Source organism: Rhodopseudomonas sp. B29 (genome assembly GCF_000333455.1).
Lineage (GTDB): Bacteria > Pseudomonadota > Alphaproteobacteria > Rhizobiales > Xanthobacteraceae > Rhodopseudomonas.
Map to the genome: position 1 here is coordinate 1 of NZ_BADD01000409.1, position 19,632 is coordinate 19,632.

At 65.5% G+C, this 19,632-nt stretch carries 21 protein-coding genes and 1 pseudogene; 5 read left to right on the top strand and 17 right to left on the bottom strand.

The window, feature by feature from the left end; all coding sequences use genetic code 11:
- A partial coding sequence (locus tag I5M_RS14610) for a glycosyltransferase family 39 protein (protein WP_022722076.1) occupies positions 1-1,239 on the bottom strand: 1,239 nt, incomplete at its 3' end.
- Positions 1,236-2,369, bottom strand: coding sequence for a glycosyltransferase family 2 protein (locus tag I5M_RS14615; RefSeq protein ID WP_022722077.1), 1,134 nt, complete (start codon positions 2,367-2,369; stop codon positions 1,236-1,238). The genes I5M_RS14615 and I5M_RS14610, both read right to left, overlap by 4 nt.
- Positions 2,370-2,650: 281 nt before the next feature.
- Here I5M_RS14615 and I5M_RS14620 point away from each other — a divergent pair, with 281 nt between their 5' ends.
- From I5M_RS14620 to bcsS, 4 genes are all read left to right on the top strand, one after another.
- Positions 2,651-3,529, top strand: a complete 879-nt coding sequence (locus tag I5M_RS14620; RefSeq protein ID WP_022722078.1) for a DUF72 domain-containing protein — start codon at positions 2,651-2,653, stop codon at positions 3,527-3,529.
- 15 nt (positions 3,530-3,544) lie between these two features.
- Positions 3,545-4,006 carry a DUF488 family protein gene (locus I5M_RS14625; RefSeq protein ID WP_022722079.1) on the top strand — a complete coding sequence of 154 codons (462 nt, stop codon included), beginning with the start codon at positions 3,545-3,547 and terminating at the stop codon, positions 4,004-4,006.
- Between the two features lie 107 nt (positions 4,007-4,113).
- The gene (locus I5M_RS14630; RefSeq protein ID WP_022722080.1) at positions 4,114-4,362 is read left to right on the top strand and encodes a hypothetical protein; all 249 of its coding nucleotides are present in this window, start codon (positions 4,114-4,116) and stop codon (positions 4,360-4,362) included.
- A gap of 105 nt (positions 4,363-4,467) precedes the next feature.
- Positions 4,468-5,460, top strand: a complete 993-nt coding sequence (bcsS, locus tag I5M_RS29805; RefSeq protein WP_244432006.1) for a cellulose biosynthesis protein BcsS — start codon at positions 4,468-4,470, stop codon at positions 5,458-5,460.
- A 12-nt stretch (positions 5,461-5,472) separates the two neighbouring features.
- Here bcsS and I5M_RS14640 read toward each other — a convergent pair whose 3' ends face one another.
- From I5M_RS14640 to I5M_RS14665, 6 genes are all read right to left on the bottom strand, one after another.
- On the bottom strand, positions 5,473-6,792 hold the full coding sequence (locus I5M_RS14640) for an adenylate/guanylate cyclase domain-containing protein (protein WP_031336433.1): 1,320 nt from the start codon (positions 6,790-6,792) through the stop codon (positions 5,473-5,475).
- A 27-nt stretch (positions 6,793-6,819) separates the two neighbouring features.
- Entirely contained in the window at positions 6,820-7,989 is a 1,170-nt protein-coding gene (locus I5M_RS14645; RefSeq protein ID WP_022722083.1) for an ABC transporter permease, read from the bottom strand.
- Positions 7,986-8,930, bottom strand: coding sequence for an ABC transporter ATP-binding protein (locus I5M_RS14650; protein WP_022722084.1), 945 nt, complete (start codon positions 8,928-8,930; stop codon positions 7,986-7,988). Before I5M_RS14650 ends, I5M_RS14645 begins: the two co-directional genes overlap by 4 nt.
- The gene (locus I5M_RS14655) at positions 8,927-9,721 is read right to left on the bottom strand and encodes an HlyD family secretion protein (protein ID WP_022722085.1); all 795 of its coding nucleotides are present in this window, start codon (positions 9,719-9,721) and stop codon (positions 8,927-8,929) included. The genes I5M_RS14650 and I5M_RS14655 overlap by 4 nt, the downstream gene beginning before the upstream one ends.
- Positions 9,718-10,425 carry a TetR/AcrR family transcriptional regulator gene (locus tag I5M_RS14660; RefSeq protein WP_022722086.1) on the bottom strand — a complete coding sequence of 236 codons (708 nt, stop codon included), beginning with the start codon at positions 10,423-10,425 and terminating at the stop codon, positions 9,718-9,720. Before I5M_RS14660 ends, I5M_RS14655 begins: the two co-directional genes overlap by 4 nt.
- A gap of 136 nt (positions 10,426-10,561) precedes the next feature.
- A complete protein-coding gene (locus I5M_RS14665; protein ID WP_022722087.1) occupies positions 10,562-11,728 on the bottom strand; it encodes a diguanylate cyclase in 1,167 nt (388 codons plus the stop codon).
- A 185-nt stretch (positions 11,729-11,913) separates the two neighbouring features.
- On the opposite strand from I5M_RS14665, the gene I5M_RS14670 reads away from it, so the two are divergent.
- Positions 11,914-12,114: a hypothetical protein gene (locus tag I5M_RS14670; protein WP_022722088.1), complete on the top strand. Its 201-nt coding sequence runs from the start codon at positions 11,914-11,916 to the stop codon at positions 12,112-12,114.
- 30 nt (positions 12,115-12,144) lie between these two features.
- On the opposite strand, the gene I5M_RS14675 is transcribed toward I5M_RS14670, so the two are convergent.
- The 9 genes and pseudogenes from I5M_RS14675 to I5M_RS14715 all read right to left on the bottom strand — a co-directional run.
- On the bottom strand, positions 12,145-12,555 hold the full coding sequence (locus I5M_RS14675) for a DUF2000 family protein (protein ID WP_022722089.1): 411 nt from the start codon (positions 12,553-12,555) through the stop codon (positions 12,145-12,147).
- 46 nt (positions 12,556-12,601) lie between these two features.
- Positions 12,602-12,979: a DUF4189 domain-containing protein gene (locus I5M_RS14680; protein WP_022722090.1), complete on the bottom strand. Its 378-nt coding sequence runs from the start codon at positions 12,977-12,979 to the stop codon at positions 12,602-12,604.
- A 192-nt stretch (positions 12,980-13,171) separates the two neighbouring features.
- Complete coding sequence (locus I5M_RS14685; protein ID WP_022722091.1) at positions 13,172-14,776, bottom strand: NTP transferase domain-containing protein; 1,605 nt, start codon at positions 14,774-14,776, stop codon at positions 13,172-13,174.
- Positions 14,773-15,474 (bottom strand): XdhC family protein, encoded by a 702-nt coding sequence (locus tag I5M_RS14690; RefSeq protein WP_022722092.1) that lies wholly within the window; start codon positions 15,472-15,474, stop codon positions 14,773-14,775. Before I5M_RS14690 ends, I5M_RS14685 begins: the two co-directional genes overlap by 4 nt.
- A gap of 25 nt (positions 15,475-15,499) precedes the next feature.
- Positions 15,500-15,823, bottom strand: coding sequence for an XdhC family protein (locus tag I5M_RS14695; protein WP_022722093.1), 324 nt, complete (start codon positions 15,821-15,823; stop codon positions 15,500-15,502).
- Positions 15,824-15,839: 16 nt separating this feature from the next.
- Positions 15,840-17,057 carry a VWA domain-containing protein gene (locus I5M_RS14700; protein WP_022722094.1) on the bottom strand — a complete coding sequence of 406 codons (1,218 nt, stop codon included), beginning with the start codon at positions 17,055-17,057 and terminating at the stop codon, positions 15,840-15,842.
- 301 nt (positions 17,058-17,358) lie between these two features.
- The gene (locus tag I5M_RS14705) at positions 17,359-18,270 is read right to left on the bottom strand and encodes a MoxR family ATPase (protein ID WP_022722095.1); all 912 of its coding nucleotides are present in this window, start codon (positions 18,268-18,270) and stop codon (positions 17,359-17,361) included.
- Between the two features lie 5 nt (positions 18,271-18,275).
- Complete coding sequence (locus I5M_RS14710; RefSeq protein ID WP_022722096.1) at positions 18,276-19,124, bottom strand: xanthine dehydrogenase family protein subunit M; 849 nt, start codon at positions 19,122-19,124, stop codon at positions 18,276-18,278.
- A 57-nt stretch (positions 19,125-19,181) separates the two neighbouring features.
- Positions 19,182-19,622 (bottom strand): annotated as a pseudogene (locus I5M_RS14715) ((2Fe-2S)-binding protein); the annotation flags it as partial.
- Between the last annotated feature and the right edge of the window lie 10 nt (positions 19,623-19,632).

Here is a 19,632-nt window from a genome sequence, read left to right on the forward strand (position 1 = left end):
GGGCAGATAGAAAATGAGCCAGCCGGTCGTGCCATAGTCGTCGGCGAGCACGCAAGTGGCGCCGAACCTCGCCCGTGTCGCCTCGATCTTGGCGGCGGCCTGCGCCATGCCGACCCCGACGGCCCGCGCGCTGGCGTCGCGGCGATACAGCGTCAGCAGGCCGGTGTTGGCCTGGAGCACCATCAGTGCCAGCAGCACCGCGCCGGTCGGCGCCGCCCAGCGGCGGCAGAACGCGACGAAGCGCCGCGTCCGCGGCTTCCATTCGACGGCCGAAGCCGCGACGCCGGCGGCGACCGCAAATGCCGGATACATCAGGCCGAACCAGTTGCCCTCGACCCTGCTGTGAGTGGACTGCCAAACGAAGTACGCCGTGACCGTGCCGACGATGGCGCCGATCAGCGCCCGCGCGGCCGACGAACCGAGGTCGCGGCGCCGAAGGACGGCGAGCCCCATGACGCCGAGAATGAACACCGCCGGCGTCGCCAGAATGAATTGCGTCGGGATCAGTTCGCCGAGATAACGCAGCGTGAAGCCATCCACCCGCGCCTTGCTGAACTGCTTGATGAACGACATCCACTGGTGATCGGCGTTCCACCAGATCACCGGCGTGAACAGCGCGAACGCCACGACGCCGCCGAGATACGGCCAGGGCGACAGCAGCCAACGCCGCTGCGATGGCACGATCAGGAGCCAGATCAGGATCGCCGGGCCGAAGAACAGCGCCGTGTACTTCGAGAGCAGCGCTGCGCCGACAGCGGCGCCGACCGCAAGCCACCACACGCCGCGACCGGTGGCGGCGACTTGCGCCAGCGCCAGCAGCACGAAGCTCGAGGCCACCAGCAACGGCGAATCCGGCGTCACGATCACCGTGCCGGCCGAAACCATCATTGTAGCATTCAGGAGAATCACGGCGCTGGCCGCCACCCTCTCCGATGCGAACAGCAACATCGCGGCGCGCCACACCGCCCAGCTCATCGGGATCGCGAGCAGGATGGAGACCAGCCGCACGCCGAGTTCAGTGTCGCCGGCCAGCAGCGTGCCGAGCCGGATCACCACCGCCACCATCGGCGGGTGATCGAAATAGCTGAGAGCGAGATGCCGCGACCAGGTCCAGTAATAGGCCTCGTCGAAGGTCAGCGGCGTCACTGCCGCCGCGATCAGTCGCAGCACGATCAGTCCGCCGACGACCAGGATCGTTGCGCGCCGTTCGTGGCGCGCCGGCTCGGTCGCTCCGATCACCGCTTGCGCCAGACGAACAGGCCGGACATCGCGTAGTTCCACACCACGCCCATCAACGCGCCGGCGGCGCCGGCCAGCCACCAGGTGACGTGCGCGTTGAACACCGCGAAGGCGACGCCGACATTGGCCAAGAGTCCGACGCCGCAGACCAGATAGAACAGCAGCAGCCCGCGCAGGATGGCGAAGCCCTTCAGCCGCTGATCGCGATAGGTCAGGAAATTGTTGAGGATGAAGTTGCTGGTCATCGCCACCAGCGCGGCGGCTCCCTGCGCCAGCGCGAACGGCTCACCGAACGTTTTCAGCACCAGATACAGCGTGGTGAAGTGCACGATGACGCCGGTGGAACCGACCAGCGCGAACAGGATGAAACGCAGCGACAAAATGTCGTTGGTGAACTTCGCCAGCACCAGGCCGAAAAAATCCAGCGCCACCATCGAGTCGAGCTTGCTCTCGCCGTGCAGCCGCGAGCCGAACCGGAATGGCACCTCGACGGTGCGCAGGCTGCCGTGCGCCGACGCGACGATATCGAGCAGAATCTTGAAGCCCTGGGTGGAGAGATCGGGCGCCAGCTGTTCGAAGCGGTCGCGGCGTATCATGAAAAAGCCGCTCATCGGATCGGCGATCTCGACCTTGAGTACACGCCGGGCCATCTCTGTCGCCGCGGTGCTGAAACCTGCGCGCTGGCGATTGAAGCTGTCGGCGCTGCCGCCCTCGACGTAGCGGCTGCCGACCACGAGCTCGGCCGAGCCATTTTCGATCAGCTGCAACATCGCCGGAAGCCGGGTCTCGTCGTGCTGCAGGTCGGCATCCATCACCGCGGCGACAGGCGCGCTGGCAGCGAGGATGCCCTCGATGCAGGCGCCAGCTAATCCGCGCCGGCCGACCCGGCGGATACAGCGCACCCGCGGCTCCCGAAGCGCGAGATCGCGCAGCACTTGCCACGTGCCGTCCGGGGAATTGTCGTCGACATACACGACCTCCCACGCGATGCCCTGCAGAGCCGCTTCCAGCTTGCGGAACAGCACCTCGACATTGTCGCGTTCGTTGAAGGTCGGGACGACGACCGACAGCTGCAGCGGCGAAACCGCCCGCGCCTGCCCGTCGACCGGCGCTGGGCTGGTCTGGCTCATGGCCGCCAGCGTATAGCCATGGCGCCGGACCCTGCCAAGGCGGGGACCGGGTGGCGGAACTGCAAAAAACGGGAAAGTGTCCGTCGGGACATGATCAAGGTGTCGGCCCTCAGAAAAGGCGGACACAAACGTTAACGACCACGAACAACAGGTGCGCGTACATCCGGCGCTCCCTACTATTCTGTGGTCGTTCGGCGCCGAAGGCCTCGGTTACGAAGCGTCGACGTCGCCGTTAAAAGCCAGATAGGAAGCGTAAGCGCCTTGTGCAAGGGGAGACGGCCATGAAAGCCGCGGCCAAGAAGACCACGACCAAAAAGGCGACGAGCAAGACAGCGGCAACCTTGCCGCCCAAGGTTGGATCGATTGGAGCCAGAACGATCCACATCGGCATCGGCGGCTGGACCTTCGAGCCATGGCGCGGCGTGTTCTATCCGGACAAGTTGCCGCATCGGCAGGAGCTCGAATATGCGGCTTCCAAGCTGACCTCGATCGAGATCAACGGCACGTTCTACGGCTCGCAGAAGCCGGAGAGTTTCCGCAAATGGGCCAGCGAGGTACCGGACGGCTTCGTCTTCTCGCTGAAGGGGCCGCGCTACGCCACTAACCGCAAAGTGCTGGCGGAGGCCGGCGACAGCATCAAGCGCTTCTACGATTCCGGCGTGCTCGAACTCGGCGACCGGCTCGGCCCGGTGCTGTGGCAATTCGCGCCGACGAAGAAATTCGACCAAGACGATTTCGGCGCATTCCTGGACCAGTTGCCGCGCGAGCGCGATGGCGTCAAGCTGCGCCACGTCGTCGAGGTCCGCCACGACAGTTTCAAGACGCCGGACTTCATCGCTTTGCTACGCCGGCATCACATCCCTGTCGTATACTCCGAGCACGCGAGCTACCCGGAAATCGCCGATATCACCGGCGACTTCGTCTATGCACGGCTGCAGAAGGGCAAGGACGACGTCCCGACCGGCTATCCGGCCAAGGCGCTCGCCGCCTGGGCCGAGCGGCTGCAGCTCTGGGCCGCCGGCGGCGAGCCGAACGATCTGCCGAAGGTGGACGACACGGCGCCGAAGAAGCAGAAGCGCGAGGTGTTCGCCTACGTCATCCATGAAGGCAAGGTCCGTGCTCCAGCCGCCGCGATGGAGCTGATCCGGCTGACCGAATAGCGCTGGAGGTATCGCATGGCGAAGCGACGAACGCTGTTCACCGTGGGTTACGAGCAGACGCCGGCAAAGGCCGTGCTCGACGAGTTGAAGCAGGCCGGTGTCAAACTCCTGGTCGATGTCCGGGCAGTCGCAGCCTCGCGTCGGCCCGGCTTCTCCAAGACCCAGCTCGCCGCCGGGCTGGACGAATATGGCATCGGCTATCTGCATCTGCGCGGCCTCGGCACACCGAAGGAAGGCCGTACCGCCGCGCGCAGCGGCGACTTCGCTAAGCTTGACGCGATTTACCGATCGCACCTGAAAACACCGCAGGCGAGAGAGCAGATGGACGAGCTGTCGTCGCTGGTGATGAAAGCGGGTCCAATCTGCATCTTGTGCTACGAGCGCGATCACCGCGAATGCCATCGGCAATGGATCGCCGAGATCATCGCCGAGCGCGATGGCGTCGCTGTCGAGCATCTGCGGGCGTCTCAACTCTAGCCAGCCGCGGCATCGCGTCACCGTTCCAACCTGCTTGCGCCGGATCAAACGACGGCGAGCGGCACGCTGGTAGGGTTCGCGTCATCGTATCAACGGGACGCAGACGGATGGACAAGATCGACTTCATGAATGGCCAGATCAAGGGCCTACTGAACTTCGCGCAGGCGGTGATTCAGTCTCACCCTGCCCCCGAGCGACTACGGCATCACTTCGAAACGATCGCCCGCGCCGATCCGAATTCACCCGAAGGTCTTTCAATTTCCGAAGCCTATGTCGACGGTATGATGGACGTGAACCGCAAGATCGCGGTCGCGCTCGAGCGCGTTCTGGCACCGTCAGAACCGCAACCCGATTAGTTCGCATGGACAGTGGACAACTCGCATCGCCTTCGATTTAATCCTCGACATTGTATTTAGTTGTTTTGCGTCGAGGCGTCGTGAGTTGTGTGTGGCGTCGGCTGGGTGCGGGCGTTGGGCGTCGCGGCGGTCCTTGTGGCCGGGCTGCAGCTTGCGACGTCGCAGATCCTCACCGCTCAACTACTCGATCCCGATGACGCCCCATCGGCCTCATCGGCCGCCTCCCCGCTCGAGAGCGACCCTGACGTTTTCGAGCCGGAACAATCCCAGACCGCCGGCCAACCGGCCGAAGAGGTCTGGCTGCAAGGTGTCCTCCGCGACCTCCTGATCGACCGCCAATCTCCCGATGCGGTTCTGCTCGACAGTCCGTCGATCGCGACGCCGGCCCCCGCTCTCCAACCGACCATCGCCGATGATCTGCCATCGGCCAGCGAGCGAGCCCGGCGCGATCAGTTAAGCGGCGGCGCCCGAGGCGACGACGTGCTGTTGTTCAGCGGCGTCGACCTGTGGCGCAACGGCTTTTCCGGATATGGCGGCATTCAGTGGGCGGCGGCGGGCGCCGGCGAGGATGGTTTCGTCGTCCGGCTGACGATGTCTGAGGGCATCGAGCATTACTTCACGCCTGACGTGACCTACACCACCGACATCTTCCGCGCCGCGCTGCTGCCGGGTTGGCAGTTCAAGCGAGACGCCTTCGAGCTGAAACTGTTCGCCGGCCTGGATTTCAAGCACCGCAATCTCGAACCGGACATCATCGACACCCGCTGGCGAGGCGCACATGCGGGACTGCGGATCGTGGCCGAGAGCTGGGCAGAACCGACGCCGGAGCTGATGCTGGCCTCGTCGATGTACGTCACCAGCATCGCATCCAGCTACGGCTTCCGGGCCGCCGCCGGATGGCGATTGTTCGATCAGTTCTGGCTCGGCCCCGAGGTGTCCGGTTCGCGCGACGAATTCAGCCGCCAGACCCGCATCGGCCTGCATCTGACCGGCCTGCCCTTCAGCGCTGTCGAAGCATCGGTTGCAGTCGGCTATGTCGCCGACAGCTATGGCCGCAGCGGCGGTTATATGCGGATGGGGGCTCAGCTCCGGCCGTAGCGAAGCGCAATGCTAATCAATCCGCCACACCGCCAGCGGTTCGGCATAACCGCGGACCGGCACGTGCCCGATCAGCGAGGCATCGGCGGCCGCAGCACCGACTTCATCGCGCATCGCCGATGAAATCAGCAGCTGCGTGCCGAACTCCTTGTTCAACGACTCCAGCCGCGAGGCGAAGTTCACCGTGTCGCCGATCACCGTGTACTCCTTGCGGCGCGGCGATCCGACATTGCCGACGACGACGTCACCGGTGTGTATGCCGATGCCGATCCGCAAGGGCCAGTCGTGCCCGTCATTGTGGCTGTGCATCGCGGCGATCATCTCGCGCGCAGCCGCTACCGCTTGTGAAGCCGCGTCAGCGTCTTCGATCGGAGCACCGAACAGCGCCAAGAAGCCATCGCCGAGAAACTTGTTCACGATGCCGCCGTGCCGATCCAGGATTTCGACCAGAATCGCAAAGGCCTCGTCGAGCCGTGCCACGACCTGATCGGGCGCCCGCTCCCGCGCCCCACCAGTGAAGTTGCGAAAATCCGCAAACATCACCACGACCTTGCGGACCTCGCCCTCGCCGCTGGCGCCGGTGGACAGCAGTCTGTCGACGACTTGCGGCGACACGTGCTGGCCGAACAGATTGGTCACCCGGTCGCGAGCATCGGCGGCCGTCAGGGATGCCTCGAACTGCCGCCGCAATTGTAGGCCGACGCCACCCGCGAGGACGCCGCACGTGAACACGACGACACTTCGGATGAAGTGGAAGGCGAAATCCGGCGCGGGATGATCGGCGAAACCGGGCGGATGATAGAGCATCGCGACCCCGAGCAATTCGGCAGCAGCGACGAATCCAGTGAAGGTCGACAACCAGAAATCGAGACGCAACGTCGACAAAATGATGAATATGAAATAGCCGAGCGGCGCCGCGAAGGCGAGCGCCTGGTTGGCGCCCATGCTCTCCATCTGCAGATAGATGCCGACAGTCGGCAGGCTGGTTTCGACCAGCACACCGATATAGCGGCGCCAAACTGGGATATCTCGGCCTTGCGAGAGCCGGCGGCGCAGCAGCAGCGCCAGATAGGTCTCGAACGCCAGAAACGGCGTGAACGACACCAGCAGTTGCTTCAGCGAGAAGCTGCCGTGCCAGATCGCTTCGATCTTGGTTGGGAACAGCCAGTAGCCGCAGACCATCGTCACCAGCAGCAGCGACATGGTGGTCAGCACCACCCGAACGCGCAGCAATTCGGTGCGCAGGATTTCGCGCGCCAGCGCGCCGCCGACCTCTTCCTCCAACGAGGATTTGCGCGGCGCCCTCGCGGGCCACCACCACCGCCTCTGCATTGCCGGTCCCTGCCCGCTGCGGCGCCGTCAGTCCAGCGTTCGCCTGAACCGCGTCACCGCGATCGTCATCGCCACCAGCATCAGCGCCGCCAGCGCGAGCGTATCGTAGCGCAGATTCTCGAGCGTGGAACCTTTGAGCATGATCGCCCGGACGATGCGCAAATAATGCGTCAGCGGCAGGCATTCGCCGATGTATTGCGCCCATCTGGGCATGCCGGCGAACGGAAACATGAATCCGGACAAGAGGATCGACGGCAGGAAGAACATCATCGAGGCCTGCATCGCCTGAAGCTGGTTCTGCACCAGCGTCGAGAAGGTGTAGCCGATCGCCAGATTGGTGGTGATGAAAAGCGTCGACAGCAGCGCCAGCATAATCAGGCTGCCGAGGATCGGCACACCGAACAAAAACACACCGATCGAAATGATCAGCGACGCCTGAATGAAGCCGACGCCGACATAGGGCAGGATCTTGCCGAGCATGACCTCGACCGGCGTGATCGGCATCGACAGCAGATTCTCCATCGTGCCGCGCTCGATCTCGCGCGTCACCGACAGCGCGGTGAAGATCAGCATGGTCATGGTCAGGATGGTGCCGACCAGACCGGGCACGATGTTGAGCCGCGACGAAGCCGCCGGATTGTAGCGGGCATGCGCCCTGATTTCGAACGGCGGATTGGCCGGATCACCGCCGACGCGGTCGTGGATCAGCGCGGTCTGGGCGATCTGGCCGAGCGCCGACATCGCCGAACCGGCCGCGACCGGATCGGTGGCGTCGGCGGCGACCAGCAAGGCCGGCTTGTCGCCGCGGCGCACGGCGCGCTCGAAGCCGCGTGGAATCTCGACGCCGAACAGCACCTTGCCGGAGAGCAGCAGATTGTCGAACTCCTCGACCGTGTGCACCTCCTGGGTGAATTCGAAATACGCGGTGTTCTCCAACGCCTTCAAAATCGAACGGCCGAGATCGGTGTCCTCCTGCAGCAGCACCGCGGTCGGCAGATGCCGCGGCGTGGTGTTGATGGCGTAGCCGAACAGCAACAGCTGCATCACAGGGATGACGATGATCATCGCGAAAGTGAGCCGGTCGCGCTTGAGCTGGATCAGCTCCTTCACCAGCATCGCGTAGGTGCGTCGCAGGAAGCCGAATGGGCGCTCGCGCGTCGGCGCTTCATGCCGCGAACCATTGCCCTCCGTCGTCACTGGAAGTTATCCTTCGATCGGCTCATCAGCTCGATGAACACGTCTTCGAGCGACGGCGCGCCGTGCTGCCAATGCTGCTTCGGATCGCTGCGGAATGGCGCGATGCTGGCCTCGAGCGCGTCGTGATCGCGGCCGGAGACATGCAGGCTGGTACCGAACGGCGCCACCATGTCGACGCCCGGTTTTCCCGTGAGCTGATGAGCTAGTGCGTTGAGGCCGTCGCCTGTGACCACCCAGGTCGCCAGCTTCGAGCCAGCGATGACGTCCTCGACGGTGCCGCGTGCCAGCAGATGGCCGTAGGCGATATAGGCGATCTCGTGACAGCGCTCGGCCTCGTCCATGTAGTGGGTCGAGACCAATACGGTGAGGCCCTCGCCGGCGAGGTCGTGGATCTCGTTCCAGAACTCGCGGCGAGCCTTGGGATCGACGCCGGCGGTCGGCTCGTCGAGGAGCAGGAGCTGCGGGTTGGGCAGCGTGCAGGCGCCGAGCGCGAGACGCTGCTTCCATCCGCCGGAGAGCTGGCCGGCGAGCTGCTCCTCGCGGCCCGACAGGCCTAGCCGTTTGATCATCTCACGCGCTGCCGTGCGCGCATCCGCCACACCGTAAAGCCGCGCGACGAACTCCAAATTCTCGCGTACCGACAGGTCCTGATACAGGCTGAAGCGCTGCGTCATGTAACCGACGTGGCGCTTGATCTTGTCGGCGTCGCGGCGGATGTCGTAGCCGAGGCAGGTGCCCTCACCCGAGTCCGGCGTCAGCAGTCCGCACAGCATGCGGATGGTGGTGGTCTTGCCGGAGCCGTTGGGGCCGAGGAAGCCGTAGATCGAGCCGCGCTTCACCCGCATCGACAGGTCATGGACGACCTCGCGGCCCTCGAAGGACTTGCTCAGTCCCTTGACCTCGATGGCGACGTCGGTCGCTGCGATGTCCGTCGTGGTCATGGCCGGCTGCTACTAATCTTTTGTGCGCCCGGCTTCAGATACACGCTGACCGGCTGGCCGACGCGCAGCGCGGTCGGCTTCGCGGGCCGCGCCTGGATCAGGTAGACCAGCTTGTTGCGCTCATCGAGACTGTAAATCACCGGCGGCGTGTACTCCGCGGTGGTCGAGATGAAGTAGATCGCTGCATCGAGATCGGCCGCGCAGGCGTCGCAAGTGACCCGGACCTCGTCGCCGATCGCCAGCTTGGGCAATTCGGTTTCCGGCACGTAGAAGCGGATCTTCATGTTGCCCGGCGGCAGGATCGACAGCACCGGCCGCTGCGCCGCCACCATCTCGCCTTCGCGGAAATAAATCTGCTGCACCGTGCCGCTGACCGGCGCATAGACCTTGCGACGCTCCAGGCGGGTCTTCGAGGTTTCGACGCGGGCCTCGGCGACACGCAGCGCCGACACCGCGGAGTCGAGATTGGCCTGGGTGCCGGAGCCGGTCTTGGACAACGACTGCGCACGGTCGAAGGTTTGCTTGGCATTGGCGAGCGTCGCCATGCTCTGGTTGAGATCGGCCTGCTGCAGATCGTCGTCGAGCGTGTAGATCAAGTCGCCTTTGTGGACCTCGTCGCCTTCGCGCACGGCCTGCTTGGTGATGCGGCCGTACTCGTCGGGACTGACGAAGATCAGATCGGCTTCGACCCAGCCCTGAAAGCCGGGATCGCGGCGCTCCATGCAGCCGGCGAGCAGTGCGGCCAGCGCCAGCACTCCGAAACTACGCAGCAGGATCGACCGGCGCGTCATGCCCCGCTCCTTTCACCGAAGATCAGATCGATATGCGCGCGCATCATCGCCTCGACGTCGAGCGGAGACAGGTGACCGAACAGCCCCTGCCACACCACAGCCAGCATCGCCGGCGCCACCGCGAGCTGCGGAAACTCGGCCAGCCCCGGATTGCGGATCTCGCCGCGATCGATGCCGCGCTGAATCAGCCGGCGGAGGCCGGCGAGTCCCGGCTCAACCACGTTGCGGAAGTGGAATTCCGCCAATGACGGGAAGCGGACGCCCTCCGCCATGATCAGGCGCAACACGTCGGCCCGGCGCGTGGTCGCGACCTCGCGCATGAAGGTGGCGGCGAAGATTTCCAGCAGCGTGCGCGTCGGTACTTCGGCGGGAGGCTCGACGGTCAGGCGGTTCATCACCGGCACCAGCACCGAGCGGATCAGCTCCTGGAACAGCGCTTCCTTGTCGGCGAAGTGCAGATAGATGGTGCCCTTCGCCACCCCGGCGCGCTTGGCGACATCCTCGAGCCGTGCCGCCGCAAAGCCGCGGGCTCCGAATTCGTCGAGGGCGGCATGGAGGATCGCGGCGCGCCGCTCGGCAGCGCGTTCGGCCCGGCGTGCCGGGACGTCCGACGAAGCTGTGCGCCCAGGCGCCTCCGACTCCTGCTTACTTGCACCGCCTCGCTGGCGTTTGACAGAGGTCGGGTGGGTTGGAACTCGCTTCATTCTTTCATTGTGACTGACCAGTCAGTCACAATCAACCTCCGCAGGATACCGAATACGAGGATCGGTCGGCCTGCCGGGCCGAGCGGCCCAGGGCGCCACGATTTATGTGATTTAGATCAAGGCCTTAACGCCAGACTCAGGCCGTCACCCGGTTGCGTCCACGGTGCTTGGCCCGGTACAGAGCGTCGTCGGCGTGCAGGATGGCATCGGCGAGAGATTCGCCCGGCGCCGCAAGGGCTGCCCCGATGCTCACCGTCACGACGCGGTCCGGCCCTAGGGCCGGATGCGGAATGCCCAGATCGCTGACTGCGCTACACAGCCGCTCCGCCGCTCGCAGCAGGTCCGGCTCGTCCATCCCCGGCATGATGACGGCAAACTCCTCGCCGCCATAGCGCACGACAATGTCGTAGGGGGGCCGGACATTGTGGCGGATGGTCGTGACGATCTGCTGCAGGCAATGATCGCCGGCAGCGTGGCCGCCGTGGTCGTTGAACAGCTTGAAGTGATCGACGTCGATCATCAGCACGCCCTGCCCCAGCGACGGCACCAGCGACGGCACCAGCGACGTCGCGTCGTGCTCGATCAGTTCGTCGAGATAGCGGCGGTTGAAAGCGCCGGTCAGCGCGTCGGTGTTGGACAGCTGGCCAAGCGCCTCATTGGCCTCGCGCAGATGCTCCTTGAGCAGCGCGTCGTTACGTCGGATCTCTTCGAACTCGGCTATCTGTTGATCCTTTCGCCGCCGGACACGTAGCGCCATTGCGCCGGCGATCACGGCCGAACCGACCAGATCCAGATTGCTCCAGGCCGGCGGCCAGCTGAGGGCGCTGGCGACGATCAGCATATACAGCGCTACGGCGACGACAGTGGTTACCTGCGCGATCCGCCACGGCAGCCCGGACAACAGCGACGCGCAGAAGATCATGAACAGCGCTACCATCATGTAGCGGCCGGCATAGGGTTCTGGCGCCAGTGTGCCGATGATGGTCACGGTGGCGATGAAGCTCAGCAGCATTGCCGCATGCACGACGGACAGCAACGTGCGATGACCGGCCCAGACGGTGAGTGCGAGCCCGATCAGCGCCAGCGGCGTCACGACACCGAGCCGGAGCACCAAGGCAGCGGTCAGGTGCGATTGCAGAAACGCGACATCGAGGCCGATCGCAGCGAGATTCAGCACGAGATTGAAAACGAGCGAGCGCCGCTGCGCCAGCCGGTTTCCCGCGCCGGCATTCGGATCCGCGCAGGCCATCGGGCGGCGCCGGTCTTCGCCGCCTTGAAGCTGATGGGTTGCCGGGTCGACCATGCGGTGCTCGCGGTTGCTCCACACGACATGAGGAGGAAGCGGTTTACGGAGGCCTTATCCTGCTTCGCCGGAGCACTGCCGCCTGCACCGATAGCTAACAGCTTCTGAATACGCGATGGAACCCTGTGCTCGGGAACGTCCGCAGCAGCCCGGGATTGGTGCAGGACCAACCAAGGAGCAGCACAATGTCCACCGAATGGATGTGGGGCATCGGCATCGTCGTTCTCGGTATCGCCGTGGCTTACGCGCTGATGCGCAATCGCCAGCGGACGCCCATCGACGTGACCCGGGCCGAAGCCGGCACGAAAGATGTCTATCGCGCCGAACAACGCAATGAAGACGGGATGCTGAGCCCCGAGGATCGCGCGAGACCGATGCCCGAGTAATTCGAGTTGGTAGCTCGGCGGACTGGCGGTTCAGGCGTGGAACTTCAATCCGTCGAGAATTTTGTCGACCACTTTGCGGTCGGCTCGTACGGCGAGGCCGACCAGATTGAGGTCGGCGCGGGCCACCGCCCTCACCGCCTCTCGGTTGGCGGCGTCGTGCGTGGTCTTGAACATGTCCTCGGTGTAAATCGCCGGCTTCACGTCTCGGCTTAGTGCCCGCTCCAAGGCACGAAGCAGAGCCGGCCGGTCGGCGCCGTAGATCAGGATCGGCTGACCGATCAGAGACAGGTAGGGCGTGCCGCTGCCGTCCTGATAGGGTTCGCCGACGCATTCGGGAAACGCGGCCGTGATGCCCGAAGTGAGAAAGGCCGCGACGTTCAGTTTCTGCCACGCTTCGAGATCAGTCCGGATGACGAGCGCGATCTTGGTGTCGAATTGCATGCGGATTGATTAGTCCAAATCACGCCGCCTGTCAGCCCTTCGCAGCTCAGCCCTTGGCGTCGCAGGCCCAGGCGCGGATGACACATTCCTTGCCGCCGTATTCGTAGCACTTCTTGGTCGCCGCATTGAGCGACGTCGAAATCTTCGACTCCACCGCATAGCCATGAGCGCCGCACGGATTGGCGAGGTCGATCGACAGCGCCGCGCAGGCCCGCCGCATCGTCACCATGGTGCAGTCGCCGTTGCACTTTGTCTTCGCCGCGGCGATCGCAGCCGCTTCGGCCGGGTAGTCGTAGGCTTGGCCATAGGCCCCGCATTTGCCGATGGCCAAAGCGCCCGCGGCATCGGCCGAGGCGGCGCCGCCGAACAGCATCAAGGCAGCAAGAAGCGTGGCGCACAGGCGCGGCGCGGCTGGCGATTTCAAGGTGTACCCTCCCCAATGTCCCCGGCGGAACCCTAGGTGAGAGCGGTTTCTACTTGGTGAATAGCGGGAACATCCTATCCGTCATTGCGAGGAGACGCAGCCGACCAAACAATCCAGCTCAGTGCACGGAGACAATCCAGCTCAGTGCACGGAGCTGGATTGCTTCGCTGCGCTCGCAATGACGAAGCGAAACTACCCCCGCCGCGCCTGCTCCAGCGCCTGCGGCGTGTCGATATCCAGGAAAGCAGCGTCGCCTTCGACCGGGACCTCGGCGACGGCTTTGGCGTGTTTGGAGATCAAGTGCCGGGCGCCGACATCGCCATCGAGCGTCATCAATTCGGCAAAGAAACGCCGCGACCACAGCACCGGATTGCCGCGGCGGCCGCCAGCGACCGGCATTGCGATGAGAGCGCCGCGGTCTGGATCGAAAGCTTCGATCAGTCGATCGATCAGAGCCTTGTCGATCAGCGGCATGTCGCCGAGACACACCACCGCGCCGTCGGCGCCTTCCGGCACGGCGGCGATACCGGCCTTGACCGACGAGGCAATGCCCTTCGCATAGGCTGGATTGTGCACGTAGTTCAGGTCGAGGCCGGAGAGCGTGGCGCGAACCTGATCGGCCTGATGCCCGGTCACGACGGTGACCGATGTTGCCGTCGAGGCCAGCAGTTGCTCGGCGACGATTCGCACCAGCGGCTTGCCGTGCAGCTCGGCGAGCAGCTTGTTGGGACCGCCCATCCGCGTGCCGCGTCCGGCAGCCAGGATGATCGCCGCGACGTTGCGGCCGCCATGTTCGGCGACGGGCACGCGCGGCTGCGGCCGGGTGACGATTTCCATCAGCAGCCCTCCGACGCCCATGCCGGTGATATCGGCGCGGCTGATCGGCAGACCGGCCAGCAGCCGCATCAGCACCCAGTCGAAGCCGTTCTCGACCGGCGAACGCGCGCAACCCGGCGCGCCCAGCACCGGCACGCCGGACGCTTCGCCGATCAGCAGCAGATTGCCGGGATCGACCGGCATGCCGAAATGATTGACGCGGCCGCCGATGCCTTCGATGGCAGCCGGGATGACATCGCGGCGGTCGGCAATCGCCGAGGCGCCGAACACGATCACCAGCTCCGCGCCGAGCTTGAGCAGCTCCTTGATCGCTTCGGCCAATACCGGCTGCTGATGGGCGACGCGGCGCTCGGTGATAATCGTCGCGCCTGCCGGCGCAAGGCGCTCGGCCGTGACGCGCAGCGTCTTGTCGATGACTTTCGCCGCCAGACCGGGAAGCTGGGTCGAGACCACACCGACGCGCTTGATGGTGTAAGGCGCAACACGCAACGCTCCGCCTTGCGTGGCCGCCACCGCGGCATCGCGCTGCCGCGCTTCGACGCCGAACGGGATCAGCTTGACGGTGGCGATCATCTCGCCTTCGACCACCGGCTTGAACGCCGGCAGCGTCGCGAACGTGATCGCCTCGTCGACTGCATTGACGCGGTCCACCGCGTCGCGATCGATCACCAGGACGCCGGCGCGGCTGGCGAACAGATTGGCGCGGCCGGTGAAGGCGCGTTCGACGCTGACGCCCTCGCCCGCAACGGCGCGAGCCACATCGGCGGCAGCTTCGTCCTCGGACACGTCACCGGGCTCGAGCTGCACCACCACGATCTCGGCGACGCCGGCCTGCTCCAGCGCAGCGGCCTCGGCCGGGCCGATGACCGTGCCCTTCTTGAGCAGCAATCCGTTCTGCCGCAGCGAATGCACGGCGACGCCGCCGATCGCGTCGGCGGGGCGGCGCGGGCCGAACTTCATGCCGCCTGCGCCTTGGCGGCGGCCGGCAATCGCAGCGTGGCGGTGATCTCGGCCATGATCGACACCGCGATCTCGGCCGGCGACACCGCGCCGATGGCGAGGCCGATCGGCGCGTGGATCTTAGCGAGGTCGGCGTCGGACGCGCCCTGCTGCTTCAGCCGCTCGATGCGCTTGGCATGAGTCTTCTTCGAGCCGAGCGCGCCGATGTAGAAACAGCCGCGCTCGAAGGCGTGGAGCAGCGCCGGATCATCGATCTTGGGATCGTGCGTCACGGCGACGAACGCGGTGTAGGCGTCGACATTCAGCGGCGGCAGCGCGACGTCGGGCCATTCGGCGATCAGCGGCACGTCCGGAAAGCGCTCGGGGCTGGCGAAGGCGGTGCGCGGATCGACGACGGTGACGTCGTAGCCGAGCGTACGTGCCAGCGGCGCCAAAGCCTGACTGATATGCACGGCGCCGACGATCACCAGCTTGGCGGTCGGCGCGTAGACGTTGAGGAACAGCTTCTTGCCGTTCACCTCGACGCTGGCGCTCTTGCCCATGCGCAGCTGCTTGCTCAGTTCGGCGGCGAGCGGATCGGCGGCGATGTCGGCCGCCTTGACCAGGCGCTGTTCGCCGGTCGCAGTGTCGGTGACGACGATCGCCGGGCGGCGTGCGGCGCGCTCAGCGTTGAGCTGTTGCAGCGTTTCGAGTTTCACTTAGAGTGCCCCGTTCCAACTCGGACTAACCCACCTTCTCGACGAACACCCGGATGGTGCCGCCGCAGGACAGGCCGACCTTCCAGGCGGTCTCGTCGGCGACGCCGAATTCGAGCAGTTTCGGCGCGCCGCTCTCGATCACGTCGAGCGCTTCGGTCACCACCGCGCCTTCGACGCAGCCGCCGGAGACCGAGCCGAGGAACGTGCCATCGTCGTTGATGACGAGGCTCGAGCCGGCCGGGCGCGGCGCCGAGCCCCAGGTCTCGACCACGGTGGCGAGCGCGACGCCGTGGCCGGCGCTTTTCCAGTCTTCCGCCGCTTTCAGGATGTCTTCCTCGCGATCGAGCATGCGATTCTCCTTTGGCTCAAGCGGCGGAGCGAATGGCGCTGAGATGGTGGGGCGGCGGGGCCGCCGACAGCGCCGCGATCAGGCTTCGCATCGACGTCAAATTATGTACCGGGCGGAATTCGTCAACGTGGGGTAGCATCATTTTGATGCCGTGCGCCCGCGGTTCGAAGCCCTGATAGCGCAGTAGCGGATTGAGCCAGATCAGCCGCCGGCACGAGCGATGCAGCCGGTCGATCTCGAACGCGAGCTTGGAATCCGCCTCGCGCTCCAGGCCGTCGGAGATCAAGAGCACGATGGCGCCCTGCCCGAGCACGCGCCGCGCCCAGTGCTTGTTGAAGGTCTCCAGCGAGGTGGCGATGCGGGTGCCGCCGGCCCAGTCCTCGACCGACGACGTGCAGCTCGCCAGCGCCTCATCCGGATCGCGCGCCCGCAGCGCGCGGGTGACGTTGGTCAGCCGCGTGCCGAACAGAAAGGTCGAGACGCGCTTGCGGTCGTCGGTGATGGCGTGGAGGAAATGCAGGAACAGCCGCGTGTACTCGCTCATCGAGCCGGAGATATCGAGCAGCGCCACGATCGGTGCCGGCTTGTCGATCAGGCCGAGCTTGCGGATATCGACGATGTCGCCGCCAGTGCGCAGCGATGCTCGCAGCGTGCGACGCAGATCGAGCCGCGCGCCGCGGCGATCGGGCTTGGTGCGGCGGGTGCGCAGTTCGGCCTGCGGCAGCTTCATCTGCGCGATGGCGCGGGTAACCTCGGCGATCTCCGCCGCGCTCATCTGGGCAAAATCCTTCTTCTGCAGGATCTCTTTGTCGGACACTGCGAGCCGCAGCTCCTGCTCCTCGGCCGAGGGGAAATCGCGCGTGGTCGACGGCGCCATCGCTTCCTGGACGCGGCGCGACGCCGGCGGCGGCTTCTTCTTGGCGCCGTCCGGCAGCGGGATGGAATCGAGCATGTTCTGCCAGTCCTCCGCGGCGCGGAAGAACAGGGCGAAGGCCTGACGGAAGATCAGCAGATGCTCGCGGCGCTTGACGAAGATGGCTTCCAGCGTGGCGTAAAGATCGGCGCGCTGGCCGATGTCGATCAGCTTCAGCGCTTCCAGCGCATCGATCACCGCGCCCGGCCCGACCGGCAGGCCGGCGGCACGCAGCGCGCGCGCAAAGCCGACGATGTTGTCGGCCATCTTGCCGGTCGGCGGATTGAGATGATCCATCGCGGCGGTCGGATTACGCTGCATCTAGTAACAACCCCTCCGCCCGTCATTCCGGGGCGCGCGAAGCGCGAACCCGGAATCTCTGCCGTCCTGCTCGTTTCAGATTCCGGGTTCGCGAGCTTCGCTCGCGCCCCGGAATGACGAACTCTCAGTGCACGACCTCGCCGCCGGCACGGTCTGCTCCCTCTCCCGCTTGCGGGAGAGGCGTGGGGTGAGGGCGACGCGAGCACGGTGCCTGTGGCGCCCCCACCCCAACCCTCCCCCGCAAGAGCGGGAGAGGGAGCGCGCTGCCGATGTGGCGAAGGCTTCGCTTCAAAAGCCCTTACTAATTCTCTTCAGTCGCGTCCTTCACCAGCTTGGCCAAGGCGTCGCCCTGCATCCTTGTGATGTCGTCCTGGTACTTGAGCAGGGCGCCCAGCGTATCGCCGACGACTTCGGCCGTCAGGCCGCGGGCGTCGAGTTCGGTGAGTGCGGTGGCCCAGTCGAGGGTTTCGGCGACACCGGGCGACTTGTAGAAGTCCTGCTCGCGCAGCGCCTGGACGAAGGCGACAACCTGCTGGGACAGCTTGGCGGAGATGCCGGGCACGCGCGACTTGACGATCGCAAGTTCGCGCTCGGCGCTCGGATAGTCCACCCAATGATACAAACAACGTCGCTTCAGCGCGTCGTGGATCTCGCGGGTGCGGTTCGAGGTGACGATGACGATCGGCGGCGCCGGCGCCTTGATGGTGCCGAACTCCGGAATGGTGACCTGGAAGTCGCTCAGGACTTCGAGCAAGTAAGCCTCGAACGCCTCGTCGGCGCGGTCGAGCTCGTCGATCAGCAGAACCGGCGCGCCGCCGGTGTCCGGCTCGAGCGCCTGCAGCAGCGGGCGCTTGATCAGATACTGCTCGGAGAAGATGTCGCTGGAGAGCTGGCCGCGATCGGTGTCGCCGGCGGCTTCCGCCAGCCGGATGGCGATCATCTGCGCCGAGCTATTCCACTCGTACACCGCCGAGGCGACATCGAGGCCTTCGTAGCACTGCAGCCGGATCAGCTTGCGGCCGAGCGCGGCCGACAGCACCTTTGCGATCTCGGTCTTGCCGACGCCGGCCTCGCCCTCGAGAAACAGCGGCCGCCCCATACGCAGGGCCAGGAAAACCACCGTGGCCAGCGAGCGCTCGGCCAGATAGCCGCGAGACGTCAGCAGCTCGAGAGTCGCGTCGACAGAGGCAGGCGGCGTGGTCGCTGTCGCCATAGCGGCTAACCGGCCGACGCAGCGGCCGGCTCGTCGGGCAGCGTCTTTTCCGGCTTGCGGTTGGCGGCATCGACCGCGCGCTTGGCCAGCACGGTGATCAGATGCGCGCGATACTCGGCGCTGCCGTGCAGATCGCTGTTGAGGCCGTCGTGCGGCACATGGATGCCGTCGAGCGCCTTGGCATTGAAGCGGCTCTTCAGTGCCTCTTCGAACGCGGTGACGCGGAACACGCCCTCGGAGCCGGCACCGGTGACGGCGACGCGCACGTCCGACGGACGCCGCGCCACGAACACGCCGACCAGCGCATAGCGCGAGGCCTGGTTGCGGAACTTGATGTAGGCGGCCTTCTTGGGCAGCGGGAACGACACCTTGGTGATGATCTCGTCGGGTTCGAGCGCCGTGGTGAACAGGCCCTGGAGAAATTCTCCGGCTTTCAGCTTGCGCTTGTTGGTGACGATGGTGGCGCCCAGCGCCATCACGGCCGCCGGATAGTCGGCGGTGGGATCGTTGTTCGCCAGCGAACCGCCGATGGTGCCCTTGTGGCGCACGGCTGGATCGCCGATGACACCGGCGAGTTCGGCGAGCGCCGGAATGGCCTCGCCCACTACGGCGGAATTGGCGACTTCGGCATGGGTTGCGGTGGCGCCGATCACCAGCGAGCGGCCCTTGATCTCGATGCCATTGAGGCCTTCGACATGCGACAGATCGACCAGATGCGGCGGCGCCGCGAGGCGCTGCTTCATCACCGGGAGCAGCGTGTGGCCGCCGGCGATCAGCTTGGCGTCTTCGTTCTTGATCAACAGATTGGCCGCCTGACGAACCGTGCCTGGGCGGTGATATTTGAATTCGTACATCGCTTCCTCGAGCTAATTCGTCCGGCGCGCGGGATCAGGCGCAGTGTGGGGGCGGCCTCAGGCGAGATCGGAATTCGCCATCGCCTTGGCACCTTCGGCGATCGACACCACGATGTTCTGATAGCCGGTGCAGCGGCACAGATTGCCTTCGAGCTCCTCGCGGATGGTCTCGTCGGACAGCTCATGGCCCTTACGATGCACCAGATCGACCGCGGTCATGATCATGCCGGGGGTGCAGAAGCCGCACTGCAGGCCATGATTCTGCCGGAACGCCTCCTGCATCGGATGCAGCGGCGCGCCGTCGGCCGCGAGCCCTTCGATCGTCGTTACGCTGTGACCATCGGCCATCACCGCCAGCGTCGTGCAGGACTTCACGGCCTTGCCGTCGAGATGCACCACGCAGGCGCCGCACTGCGAGGTGTCGCAGCCGACATGCGTGCCGGTGAGCCGCAGATGCTCGCGCAGGAACTGCACCAACAGCGTGCGCGGATCGACATCGCGTCACGGA